Source organism: Variovorax paradoxus, assembly GCF_024734665.1.
Lineage (GTDB): Bacteria > Pseudomonadota > Gammaproteobacteria > Burkholderiales > Burkholderiaceae_C > Variovorax.
Genome location: NZ_CP102931.1, coordinates 5,728,953 through 5,740,843, shown reverse-complemented (window position 1 = coordinate 5,740,843; position 11,891 = coordinate 5,728,953). Strand labels below are relative to the sequence as shown.

Here is an 11,891-nt window from a genome sequence, read left to right as displayed (position 1 = left end):
CATGCTGACCTTCACTTCCCCCCAACTTGCCGCGGCCTGGCTCAAGGAGCGCGTGCCGCAGGCCGCGCTGCACGCAGACAGCCGTGCCGTGGGCGCGGGCGACGTCTTCATCGCCTGGCCTGGCGCCGCCACTGACGGGCGCAAGCACGTTGCGGCCGCGCTGGCGCAGGGCGCGGCGGTCTGCCTGGTGGAGCGCGAGGGCGTCGAGGCCTTCGGCTTTGAAGGCGACGACCGCATCGTGAGTTACCCCGGCCTGAAGGCCGCCACCGGCCCGATCGCCTCGGCCTTCTACGACAACCCCTCGGCCCTGCTCGACGTGCTGGCCGTGACCGGCACCAACGGCAAGACCTCCACCGCCTGGTGGCTCGCCGAATCGCTCTCCACGCTGCGCGCGGCGGGCGGCGTGCGCGCGATGCGGCCCGACGGCACCATGCAGCGCGACGCGCCGTCGCCCTGTGCGGTGATGGGCACGCTGGGCATCGGCGTGCCGCCCGAGCTGACCTACACGGGCCTCACCACGCCCGACCCGGTGATGATGCAGCGCGAACTGCGCTCGCTGGTCACGCGCGGCTTTGGCGCCTGCGCCATCGAGGCCTCGTCCATCGGCATCGCCGAGCGCCGGCTCGACGGCGCGCAGATCGCGGTGGCCGTGTTCACCAACTTCACGCAGGACCACCTCGACTACCACGGCAGCATGGACGCCTACTGGCAGGCCAAGGCCGAGCTGTTCCGCTGGCCCGGCCTGCGCGCGGCGGTGATCAACATCGACGACACGCACGGCGCCAGCCTGTGCGCGAACCTGATCGACGCCGGCATCGGCGCGCTCGACGTCTGGACCGTCTCGGCCGGTGGCAAGCCCGCCCGCCTCGTGGCGCGCGACATCGGCTACGACGCGCAGGGCCTGCAGTTCTCGGTGGCCGAGCACGGCACCGCCGCGGTGGAGCGCCTGTCGACCGGCCTGATCGGCCAGTACAACGTGGCCAACCTGCTGGGCGTGCTCGGCACGCTGCGCGCGCTGGGCCTGACGCTGGCCCAGGCCGTGGCAGCCTGCGCCAACCTCACCAGCGTGCCGGGCCGCATGGACCGCGCAGGCACAGGCGAAGGCGAAGGCGCGCCGCTCGCCGTGGTCGACTATGCCCACACGCCCGATGCGCTCGACAAGGCCCTGATCGGCCTGCGCCCGCTGGCAAAGCAGCGCGGCGGCGCGCTCTGGTGCCTGTTCGGCTGCGGCGGCGACCGCGACCCGATCAAGCGCCCGATGATGGCCGCCGTGGCCGAGCGCCAGGCCGACCGCGTTGTCGTCACCAGCGACAACCCGCGCAGCGAAAAGCCCGACGCGATCATCAGCCAGGTGCTGCGCGGCTTCTCGCGCCCCGAGGCCGCCCAGGTGCAGCCCGACCGCGCCGCCGCCATCGCCGATGCCATCGCGCAGGCCGCCCCGCAAGACGTGGTGCTGATCGCCGGCAAGGGCCACGAGGCCTGGCAGGAAATCGCCGGCCAGCGCATCGAGTTTTCCGACAAGGCCCATGCGCTTCAGGCGCTGGCAAAGAGGGGGGCCGCGGCATGACCGACACGACGCCTCTCAACATCACGCTGGCCCAGGTGCAGCAATGGATTCCGGGATCGCGCCTGGTGGGTGACGCCTCGACCGTCATCGCCCGCGTGCATACCGACACGCGCACGCTCGCGCAGGGTGACCTGTTCGTCGCGCTCAAGGGCGAGCGCTTCGATGCCAACGACTTCCTGGCGGACGCCAGGAAGCGCGGCGCTGTGGCCGCCATTGCGCACCACGGCCTCGAAGCGGCCGGCCTCAGCGGCCTCGAAGTGCCCGACTCGCTGGCCGCGCTCGGCGCGCTCGGCGCGGGCTGGCGCGCGCAGTTCGAGCTGCCGCTGATCGCTGTGACCGGCAGCAACGGCAAGACCACGGTCACGCAGATGATCGCGGCCGTGCTGTTCGCCTTCCGCGCCGAACGAGCGCTGGCCACCGCCGGCAACTTCAACAACGAGATCGGCGTGCCGCTCACGCTGCTGCGCCTGCGCGCGCAGCACCAGCGCGCGGTGCTCGAACTGGGCATGAACCATCCGGGCGAAATCGCGCGGCTGGCCGCCATCTCGCGCCCGACCATCGCGCTCGTCAACAACGCCCAGCGCGAGCACCAGGAGTTCATGGCCACCGTCGAGGCGGTGGCCGTCGAAAACGCCGCCGTGTTTGCGGTGCTGCCCGAAGGCGGCACAGCCGTCTTCCCCTACGGCGACGATTTCACCTCGCTGTGGACCGACATGGCGCACGCCGGTGGCTCGCGCCGTTGCATGACTTTCGGCGAACCGGAAGATGCCGACATCTCGCTCGACAGCGCTGAATGGAAGCAGGGCGCCTGGGCCGTGCGCATCCGCACGCCGCTCGGCGCCTTCGATGCGCGCCTGCACATCGCGGGTCGGCACAACGTCGTCAATGCGCTGGCGGCCACGGCCTGTGCGCTCGCGGCCGGCGTGTCGCTCGAGACCATTGCCGCGGGCCTGTCGGCCTTCGAGCCGGTCAAGGGCCGTTCGCGCGCCAACGAAATCGTGCTGGCCGGCGGCCATGCGCTCACGCTGGTCGACGACAGCTACAACGCCAACCCCGATTCCGTGATCGCCGCCATCGACGTGCTCGCCGCCCTGCCGGGCCCGCGCTTGCTGGTGCTCGGCGACATGGGCGAGGTGGGCGACCGCTCGCCCGAGTTCCACGCCGAAGTCGGCGAGCGGGCGCGCCAGCGCGGCATCGAGTCCGTCTATACGCTGGGCGCCGCGACGACGCACACCACAGCTGCCTTCGGCGGTGCCGACGGACGCCATTTCGAAGAGTTCGACGCGCTCGGCGCGGCCGTGCTCGCGCGCCTGCCGCAGCTGGGCAGCGTGCTCGTCAAGGGATCGCGCTTCATGAAGATGGAGCGCGTGGTGCAGGCCATCGAAGCACAGGCGCAAGCACAACCACAACAACAAAAGGAGGCCGGTCATGACGCATGAGCCGCGCGAAACAACATGCTGATGACCCTGGCCCAATGGCTGCAGACGCTCTCGCCCGAGTTCGGGTTTTTGCGCGTTTTTCAATACCTCACCTTCCGCGCGCTGATGGCTGCGCTGACCGCGCTCGTGGTCGGCCTCGTGGCCGGCCCGTACGTGATCCGCCGCCTGGCCGCGCTCAAGATCGGCCAGCCGATTCGCGGCTACGGCATGGAAACGCACCTGACCAAGAGCGGCACGCCCACCATGGGCGGTGTGCTGGTGCTGTTCGCCATCGCCTTCGCCACGCTGCTGTGGTTCGATATTTCGAACAGGTTCGTGTGGATCGTGCTGTGGGTCACGATGGGCTTCGGCGCCATCGGCTGGGTCGACGACTGGCGCAAGGTGGTGCGCAAGGACCCGGAAGGCATGCGCTCGCGCGAGAAGTATTTCTGGCAGTCGGTGGTCGGCCTCATTGCCGCCTTCTACCTGCTCTTCAGCATCTCGGAGAGCTCCAACTGGCGCGTGGTGCAGCTGTTCTTCGCGTGGGTGCAGTCGGGCTTCGATCTCGACTTTCCGCCCAAGATCAACCTGCTGGTGCCTTTCTTCAAGGAAGTGAGCTACCCGCTGGGCGGCATCGGCTTCGTGATCCTTACGTACCTGGTGATCGTGGGCGCGAGCAATGCGGTGAACCTGACAGACGGCCTCGATGGCCTGGCGATCATGCCGGTGGTGATGGTGGGCTCGGCGCTGGGCGTGTTCGCCTATGTCACGGGCAGCGCGGTGTACTCCAAGTACCTGCTGTTCCCCAATATCCCGGGCTCGGGAGAGCTGCTGGTGTTCTGCTCTGCCATGGCTGGCGCGGGGCTCGCGTTCCTCTGGTTCAACACGCACCCGGCGCAGGTCTTCATGGGCGACGTGGGCGCGCTGGCGCTCGGCGGCGCGCTGGGCACCATCGCGGTCATCGTGCGCCAGGAGATCGTGTTCTTCATCATGGGCGGCATCTTCGTGGTCGAGGCGATCTCGGTGATGGCGCAGGTCATGTACTTCAAGTACACGAAGAAGCGCTACGGCGAAGGCCGCCGCGTGCTCAAGATGGCGCCGCTGCACCATCACTTCGAGAAGAGCGGCTGGCGCGAGACGCAGGTCGTGGTGCGCTTCTGGATCATCACGATGCTGCTGTGCCTCGTGGGTCTTTCGACGTTGAAGCTGCGGTAACGGAACCATGCGGCATCTGAAAGACCTCCCCGTTCTCATCCTCGGCCTCGGTGCGTCCGGGCTGGCGATGGCGCGCTGGTGCGCGCGCCACGGTGCCGTCGTGACCGTGGCCGATACGCGCGAGGCGCCGTCGCTGCTTGCGACGCTGCGGGCGGAGTGGCCTGAGGTGACGTTCGTCGGCGGGCCGTTCTCGGCTGCGCTGGTCGAAGGCACGCCGATCCGTGCGGTGTATCGCTCGCCGGGGCTGTCGCCCGCGACCATTGCGCCGGTGGCGGAAGCGGCACGTGCTGTCGGCCTGCCGGTCGGTGGCGAGCTGGACCTGTTCGCGCGTGCGTTGCTGGACCTGCGGACGGTGGAAGTGTCGGTGGTCGAGGCTGAGCCGGAACCCGAAGCGGAAGCACCCATCGAGCCGGTGGCAGAAGCGCCCGTGGAAACCGCCGAGCCGGAGGCGCAAGCGCTACTGCCGCTGGATGAGCCCGCGCCCGCCGAGCAGGCAGAAGCCGTGGCCGAGCCGGTACAACAGCCCGAGCCTTTCGAAACCGAAGCACCCGAAGTCGCCGCAGAAACCGCGACCGAACCGGCCGTGCCCGCGCAAGCCGAAGCCATGCCGCGCGATCCTTCGATGAGCGTCGCCGTGCCGCTGCCGCCCGAGGCCGCAGAAGTCGTCGAGCCGGTGGCCGAGCCCGCACCGGAAGTGTCCGCCGTTGTCCCCGAGTCCCTCGAGGCTTCGGCTCCCGCGCCCTCCACCGCTTCCCGCCTGCCTGTCACCGGCAAGCCCTACGTCCCGACCGCCGCCAGGGAGGCTGCCGAGTTCGTCGCCAAGATCGCCGAAATCTCCGCCACCAATCCGGCCTCGGCTGCCGTCGAAGAAGAATCGCCCCAGCTCGAACTGGCCCCCCCCGTCGAGCCCGAAGCCCCCAAGGGCTACACGCCCGCGGTGCTCGCCATCACCGGCACCAACGGCAAGACCACCGTCACCTCGCTCACCGGTCAGCTGGTCGAGCGCGCGGGCAAGACCGTGGCCGTAGCCGGCAACATCGGCCCGACGCTGCTCGACACGCTCTCGGCGCACATGGATGCCGACACTCTGCCCGATGTGTGGGTGCTGGAGCTGTCCAGCTTCCAGCTCGACGGCGTGCAGGGCTTCGAGCCCACGGCCGCCACCGTGCTCAACCTCACGCAGGACCACCTCGACTGGCATGGCGATATGCCGGCCTATGCGGCGGCCAAGGCGCGGATCTTCGGCGCGCATGGGCTCATGATCCTCAACCGTGACGATGCCGACGTGATGGCGATGCTGCCCGCGCCCGTCAGGGCCAAGCTGCAGCGCCCGCAGATCCGCACGCACGTCACCTTCGGTGCAGCCATGCCGCTGCGCCCGGGTGACTACGGCATCGAGCGCGTCAACGGCATGGCCTGGCTGGTGCGCGCGCTGGAAGCCGACGAAACGCAGAAGCGCAAGCGCGGCGCCGTGGTCGAGGAAGAAATCTTCCTGCAGCGCCTGATGCCCGCCGACGCGCTGCGCATCCGCGGCCGTCACAACGCCATGAACGCACTGGCCGCACTCGCGCTGGCCAGCGCCGCTGACTGCCCGCTGGGCCCCATGCTCTACGGCCTGCGCGAATACCACGGCGAGCCGCACCGCGTGGAGCCGATCGCCATCGTGGACGAGGTCGAGTACTTCGACGACAGCAAGGGCACCAACGTCGGCGCCACCGTGGCTGCGCTGATCGGCCTGGGCGAAGAGCGCCGCGTGGTCGTCATCCTCGGCGGCGATGGCAAGGGACAAGACTTCGAGCCGCTGGCCGAGCCCGTGCGCCAATACGCGCGCGCCGTGGTGCTCATCGGCCGCGACGCGCCGCTCATCGAAGCCGCGCTGGTGTCGACCGGCGTTTCGCTGCTGCATGCTGCTTCGATGGACGAGGCCGTGAAGCTCGCGTCCGCGCGCGCCAACCCCGGCGACGCCGTGCTGCTGTCACCAGCCTGTGCGAGCTTCGACATGTTCAAGGACTACGCGCACCGCGCCGAGGTGTTCCGCGAGGCCGTGCAGGCCTACGAGGACAGCCCGCGCGGCATGGGCGGTTCGACGACGGAGGACACGGTTTGAACTCTGCCGCCTCAGGCGCCACGCCCAACGCATCCACCAGCCGCTTTGGCGGCTGGTTCAGGCGCGCCCGCAGCGGGATCGACTCGCTGCCCGTGCACCTGCCCGTGCGGCTGGGCGGCGCCGGTATCGCGCAGACAAAAGCCACGCCGATGCGCGTGCTGGGTTTCGACCAGGCGCTGGTCTGGGTCACGGTCGCGCTGCTGACCTGGGGCCTGATCATGGTGTATTCGGCCTCCATCGCGCTGCCCGACAACCCGCGCTTCGCACGCGCGGGCTACAGCGCCTCGTACTTCCTCACGCGGCACGCGGCCTCGGTGATCTTCGCGTTCATCGCCGCGCTGCTGGCTTTCCAGATCCCGATGAAGACCTGGGAGCGTGCCGCGCCCTGGCTCTTCGTGGCCTCGCTGCTGCTGCTGGTGGCCGTGCTCATTCCGCACATCGGCATCAACGTGAACGGCGCGCGCCGCTGGCTGCCGATGGGCTTCATGCGCTTTCAGCCCTCGGAGCTGGCCAAGCTCGCGATGGTGCTCTACGCCGCCAGCTACATGGTGCGCAAGATGGAGATCAAGGAGCGCTTCTTCCGCGCCGTGCTACCGATGGGCATCGCGGTGGTGGTGGTCGGCATGCTGGTGATGGCCGAGCCCGACATGGGCGCGTTCATGGTGATCGCCGTGATCGCCATGGGCATCCTGTTCCTGGGCGGCGTGAACGCGCGCATGTTCTTCGTGATTGCTGCGCTGGTGGTGGTGGCCTTCGGCACCATCGTCGCGAGCAGCCCGTGGCGCCGCGAGCGCATCTTTGCGTACCTCGATCCGTGGAGCGAAGAGCACGCGCTGGGCAAGGGCTACCAGCTGTCGCACTCGCTGATCGCCATCGGGCGCGGCGAGATCTTCGGCGTGGGCCTGGGCGGCAGCGTCGAGAAGCTGCACTGGCTGCCCGAGGCGCACACCGACTTCCTGCTGGCCGTGATCGGCGAAGAGTTCGGCCTGGTCGGTGTGCTGCTGATCATCGGCCTGTTCCTCTGGCTCACGCGCCGCATCATGCACATCGGCCGCCAGGCGATTGCGCTGGACCGCGTGTTCTCGGGCCTCGTGGCCCAGGGCGTGGGCGTGTGGCTCGGCTTCCAGACCTTCATCAACATGGGTGTGAATCTGGGCGCGCTGCCGACCAAGGGACTGACCTTGCCGCTGATGAGCTTCGGCGGCTCGGCCATCCTGATGAACCTTGTGGCGCTGGCCATCGTGCTGCGTATCGACTACGAGAACCGCGTGCTGATGCGGGGAGGTCGCGTATGACGCGCACCGCACTCGTCATGGCAGGCGGCACAGGCGGCCACATCTTCCCGGGGCTTGCGGTGGCCGAGGCCCTGCGCGAGCGCGGCTGGCAGGTGCACTGGCTGGGCGCACCCGGCAGCATGGAAGAAAAACTCGTGCCGCCGCGCGGCTTCGCCTTCGAGCCCGTGCAGTTCGGCGGCGTGCGCGGCAAGGGCCCGCTCACGCTGTTCCTGTTGCCGCTGAAGCTGCTGCGCGCCTTCTGGCAGAGCCTGCGCGTGGTGCGCCGCGTGAAGCCCGACGTGCTGGTGGGCCTCGGCGGCTACATCACCTTTCCGGGCGGAATGATGGGCGTGCTGCTCAACAAGCCGCTGGTGCTGCACGAGCAGAACTCGGTCGCCGGCCTTGCCAACAAGGTGCTGGCAGGCGTGGCCGACCGCGTGTTCACGGCCTTCCCCAATGTGTTGAAGAAGGCGCAGTGGGTGGGCAACCCGCTGCGTGCGGCCTTCACTTCGCAGCCCGATCCGGCCACGCGCTTCGCGGGCCGCACCGGGCCGCTGAAATTGCTGGTGGTCGGCGGCAGCCTCGGCGCGCGCGGCCTCAACACCGTGGTGCCGCAGGCGCTGGCGCGCATCGAGCCGGCCACGCGCCCGCAGGTGCTGCACCAGAGCGGCGCCAAGCAGATCGACGAACTGCGCGCCAACTACACGGCGGCCGGCGTCGAAGGCGAGCTCACGCCCTTCATCGAAGACACCGCGCAGGCATATGCCGACGCCGACATCATCGTCGCGCGCGCCGGCGCCAGCACCGTCACAGAAATCGCGGCCGTCGGCGCAGCAGCGCTGTTCGTGCCTTTCCCCTCGGCGGTCGACGACCACCAGACCACCAACGCGCGCTTCCTCGTGGATGCGGGCGGCGGATGGCTCGTGCAACAGGCCGACCTCACTCCTGAATTGCTGGCTGACTTGCTACAGAAAACCGAGCGCACCGCGCTGATCGAAAAGGCCACCAAGGCCAAGACCATGCAGAAGACCGAAGCTGTGGAAGCGGTCGTCCGCGCCTGCGAGGAGCTTGCCAAATGAAGCACGCGATTCGTCACATCCATTTCGTGGGCGTCGGTGGTTCCGGCATGAGCGGTATCGCCGAAGTGCTGCTGAACCTGGGCTACAAGATCACCGGTTCCGACCTGTCCGACAGCGTCACGCTGCGCCGACTCGCGGGCCTGGGCATCGGCACCTTCGTGGGCCACGCCGCCGCGCACATCGACGGCGCGGACGCGGTCGTCACTTCCACCGCCGTGCAGTCGGACAACCCCGAAGTGCTGGCCGCGCGCGAGAAGCGCATTCCGGTGGTGCCGCGCGCGCTGATGCTGGCCGAGCTGATGCGCCTGAAGCAGGGCATTGCCATTGCCGGCACGCACGGCAAGACCACCACCACCAGCCTGGTGGCGAGCGTGCTCGATGCCGCCGGGCTCGACCCGACCTTCGTGATCGGCGGGCGCCTGAACAGCGCGGGCGCCAACGCGCAGCTCGGCAGCGGCGACTACATCGTGGTCGAGGCCGACGAGTCGGACGCCTCGTTCCTGAACCTGCTGCCGGTGATGGCGGTGGTCACGAACATCGACGCCGACCACATGGAGACCTACGGGCATGACTTCGCGAAGCTCAAGAAAGCCTTCGTCGACTTCCTGCACCGCATGCCGTTCTACGGCGTGGCCATTCTCTGCACCGACGATCCGGCGGTGCGCGAGATCGTGGCCGACGTGACCTGCCCGGTCACCAGTTACGGCTTTGGCGAAGACGCCCAGGTGCGCGCCATCGACGTGCGCGCCGTCGGCGGCCAGATGCACTTCACCGCGCAGCGCCGCAACGGCGTGACGCTGCCCGACCTGCCCATCGTGCTGAACCTGCCGGGCGAGCACAACGTGCGCAATGCGCTGTCGGTGATCGCGGTGGCCGTGGAGCTCGGCATTCCCGACGAAGCCGTGCAGCGCGGCCTCGCGGGCTTCAAGGGCGTGGGCCGGCGCTTCCAGAGCTACGGCGACGTGGCTGTGCAAGGTGGCGATGCCGCCGGTACCTTCACGGTCATCGACGACTACGGTCATCACCCCGTCGAGATGGCGGCCACCATCGCCGCCGCGCGCGGCGCGTTTCCGGGCCGCCGGCTGGTGCTGGCCTTCCAGCCGCACCGCTATACCCGCACGCGCGACTGCTTCGAGGATTTCGTGAAGGTCATCGGCACGGCCGACTCGGTGCTGCTCGGCGAGGTCTACGCCGCAGGCGAGGCGCCCATCGTGGCGGCCGACGGCCGCACGCTGGCGCGCGCGCTGCGCGTGGCCGGCAAGGTCGAGCCGGTGTTCGTCGACGACATCGCCGCCATGCCGCAAGCCATTCTCGACAACGCCCGCGTGGGCGACGTGGTGCTTTCCATGGGCGCCGGCTCCATTGGCGCGGTGCCGGGCAAGGTCGTCGAACTCGGCGCGGCGGCCGTCACCGCCGCAGCACCCTCAACATCGCAGCGCGATTCGCGCAAAGGGAGGGCCTCATGAGCCTTCAGGACCCCAAGCTCTTCGGCAAGGTTGCCGTGCTGTTCGGCGGCAGTTCCGCCGAACGCGAAATCTCGTTGATGTCGGGCACCGGCGTGCTCGAAGCCCTGCGCTCACGCGGTGTCGATGCGCATGCCTTCGACCCTTCGCAGCGCGATCTGGCCGACCTGGAGCGCGAAGGCTTCGCGCGCTGCTTCGTCGCGCTGCATGGCCGCCATGGCGAGGACGGCACCGTGCAGGGCGCGCTCGAACTGCTCGGCATTCCGTACACCGGCTCGGGCGTGATGGCTTCCAGCGTGGCCATGGACAAGGTCATGACCAAGCGCATCTGGCAGGCCGACGGCCTGCCGACGCCCAAGTACGTGCGCCTGGCCTTCGACCAGCAAAGCCGCGAACAGATCATGGCCGTGCCCGACGTGCTCGGCCTGCCGCTGATCGTGAAGCCGCCGCGCGAGGGCTCCTCCATCGGCGTGACCAAGGTCGAGGGCTACTCGCAGATGCAGGACGCGATCACGCTGTCGGCCAAGTACGACGCCGACGTGCTCTGCGAAGAATTCATCGAAGGCGAGGAAGTGACCTGCGCAGTGCTCGGCCACGGGCTCGACGCGCGCGCGCTGCCGGTGGTGCGCATTTCCGCACCCGAAGGCGCCTACGACTACCAGAACAAGTACTTCACCGACGACGTGAAGTACCAGTGCCCGAGCGGCCTGCCCGAAGCGGAAGAGCACGAGATTCAGCGCATCACGCTGGCTGCCTACCGCACGCTCGGCTGCCGCGGCTGGGGCCGTGCCGACGTGATGATTCGCGCCAGCGACCGCAAGCCCTTCCTGCTGGAGATGAACACCTCGCCCGGCATGACCAGCCATTCGCTGGTGCCGATGTCGGCCCGCGCCGCGGGTATCGCGTACGAAGACCTGTGCCTGCGGGTGCTGGCCTCGGCCGCGCTCGACGCAACGGGAGGCTCGCTATAGCCATGGCCGACAGCATCCCCGCTCCCTTCGACGTCAAGCTCATGAACATCGTCGCGAACATTGCCTTCGCGATGGTGGCGCTCATGCTGCTGGCGGCGGGTGCGTGGTGGGTGCTGCGGCAGCCTTTCTTCCCCATCGGCGGCATCAAGGTGGACGGCGAGGTCACGCACAACAACGCGGTCACGCTGCGCGCCAACGTGGCGCCGCAGCTCACGGGCAACTTCTTCACCATCGACCTGGGGCGCGCACGCGCTGCCTTCGAGTCGGTGCCGTGGGTGCGCAGCGCGGTGGTGCGGCGCGAGTTCCCGAACAAGCTGCGCGTGACGCTGACCGAGCAGGTGCCGGTTGCCAACTGGGGCGACGACGCGGGCTCGAAGCTCATCAACGGCTTCGGCGACGTGTTCGAGGCCAACGTGGCGGAGGTGGACGACAACCTGCCGCGCCTGGATGGCCCGATCGAACAGGCCGGCCAGGTGCTGGGGATGTACCGCGTGCTGCAGCCGCAGTTCCAGCCTTACGACATGAGCATCGACGAGCTCACGCTGTCGAGCCGGGGCAGCTGGAAGGTGGTGCTCGACAGCGGTGCCGAGATAGAGCTCGGCCGCGGCCAGAGCGAGGAGGTGACGGCCCGCCTGCAGCGGTTCCTGAAGACCGTGACCCAGGTCGCGGGCCAGTACCGCCGCACGATGGCCGACGTCGAGGGCGCCGACCTGCGACACAACGACGCGTATGCATTGCGGCTGCGCGGCGTCACCACGGTCTCGCCAGAGGCCCCAAGAAAAATCAAGTAGCGCTCA

At 68.9% G+C, this 11,891-nt stretch carries 9 protein-coding genes; all 9 read left to right on the top strand.

Annotation, left to right across the window (positions count from 1 at the left end):
• Position 1: 1 nt before the first annotated feature.
• Genes NWF24_RS27055 through NWF24_RS27015 form a run of 9 tightly spaced genes read left to right on the top strand, consistent with a single transcriptional unit; the run spans position 2 to position 11,885 of the window.
• Positions 2 to 1,567, top strand: coding sequence for a UDP-N-acetylmuramoyl-L-alanyl-D-glutamate--2,6-diaminopimelate ligase (locus tag NWF24_RS27055; protein ID WP_258351230.1), 1,566 nt, complete (start codon positions 2 to 4; stop codon positions 1,565 to 1,567).
• The gene (locus tag NWF24_RS27050; RefSeq protein WP_258351229.1) at positions 1,564 to 3,006 is read left to right on the top strand and encodes a UDP-N-acetylmuramoyl-tripeptide--D-alanyl-D-alanine ligase; all 1,443 of its coding nucleotides are present in this window, start codon (positions 1,564 to 1,566) and stop codon (positions 3,004 to 3,006) included. Before NWF24_RS27055 ends, NWF24_RS27050 begins: the two co-directional genes overlap by 4 nt.
• 15 nt (positions 3,007 to 3,021) lie before the next feature.
• Positions 3,022 to 4,200, top strand: a complete 1,179-nt coding sequence (gene mraY, locus NWF24_RS27045; RefSeq protein ID WP_093056272.1) for a phospho-N-acetylmuramoyl-pentapeptide-transferase — start codon at positions 3,022 to 3,024, stop codon at positions 4,198 to 4,200.
• A gap of 7 nt (positions 4,201 to 4,207) precedes the next feature.
• Positions 4,208 to 6,307, top strand: a complete 2,100-nt coding sequence (murD, locus tag NWF24_RS27040; protein WP_258351228.1) for a UDP-N-acetylmuramoyl-L-alanine--D-glutamate ligase — start codon at positions 4,208 to 4,210, stop codon at positions 6,305 to 6,307.
• On the top strand, positions 6,304 to 7,602 hold the full coding sequence (ftsW, locus tag NWF24_RS27035; RefSeq protein WP_093056268.1) for a putative lipid II flippase FtsW: 1,299 nt from the start codon (positions 6,304 to 6,306) through the stop codon (positions 7,600 to 7,602). Before murD ends, ftsW begins: the two co-directional genes overlap by 4 nt.
• Positions 7,599 to 8,660, top strand: a complete 1,062-nt coding sequence (gene murG, locus NWF24_RS27030; protein WP_258351227.1) for an undecaprenyldiphospho-muramoylpentapeptide beta-N-acetylglucosaminyltransferase — start codon at positions 7,599 to 7,601, stop codon at positions 8,658 to 8,660. The genes ftsW and murG overlap by 4 nt, the downstream gene beginning before the upstream one ends.
• On the top strand, positions 8,657 to 10,126 hold the full coding sequence (gene murC / locus NWF24_RS27025; protein WP_258351226.1) for a UDP-N-acetylmuramate--L-alanine ligase: 1,470 nt from the start codon (positions 8,657 to 8,659) through the stop codon (positions 10,124 to 10,126). Before murG ends, murC begins: the two co-directional genes overlap by 4 nt.
• Positions 10,123 to 11,094, top strand: a complete 972-nt coding sequence (locus tag NWF24_RS27020; protein ID WP_258351225.1) for a D-alanine--D-alanine ligase — start codon at positions 10,123 to 10,125, stop codon at positions 11,092 to 11,094. Before murC ends, NWF24_RS27020 begins: the two co-directional genes overlap by 4 nt.
• A 2-nt stretch (positions 11,095 to 11,096) precedes the next feature.
• Positions 11,097 to 11,885 carry a cell division protein FtsQ/DivIB gene (locus NWF24_RS27015; protein WP_093078611.1) on the top strand — a complete coding sequence of 263 codons (789 nt, stop codon included), beginning with the start codon at positions 11,097 to 11,099 and terminating at the stop codon, positions 11,883 to 11,885.
• Positions 11,886 to 11,891 lie beyond the last annotated feature (6 nt).

Excerpts from the sequence above, each read along its gene's own strand:
- NWF24_RS27015 (WP_093078611.1), top strand. The coding sequence starts at position 11,097 with ATGGCCGACAGCATCCCCGCTCCCTTCGACGTCAAGCTCATGAACATC.
- NWF24_RS27020 (WP_258351225.1), top strand. The coding sequence starts at position 10,123 with ATGAGCCTTCAGGACCCCAAGCTCTTCGGCAAGGTTGCCGTGCTGTTC.
- murD (WP_258351228.1), top strand. The coding sequence starts at position 4,208 with ATGCGGCATCTGAAAGACCTCCCCGTTCTCATCCTCGGCCTCGGTGCG.
- murC (WP_258351226.1), top strand. The coding sequence starts at position 8,657 with ATGAAGCACGCGATTCGTCACATCCATTTCGTGGGCGTCGGTGGTTCC.
- murG (WP_258351227.1), top strand. The coding sequence starts at position 7,599 with ATGACGCGCACCGCACTCGTCATGGCAGGCGGCACAGGCGGCCACATC.
- NWF24_RS27055 (WP_258351230.1), top strand. The coding sequence starts at position 2 with ATGCTGACCTTCACTTCCCCCCAACTTGCCGCGGCCTGGCTCAAGGAG.
- mraY (WP_093056272.1), top strand. The coding sequence starts at position 3,022 with ATGCTGATGACCCTGGCCCAATGGCTGCAGACGCTCTCGCCCGAGTTC.
- NWF24_RS27050 (WP_258351229.1), top strand. The coding sequence starts at position 1,564 with ATGACCGACACGACGCCTCTCAACATCACGCTGGCCCAGGTGCAGCAA.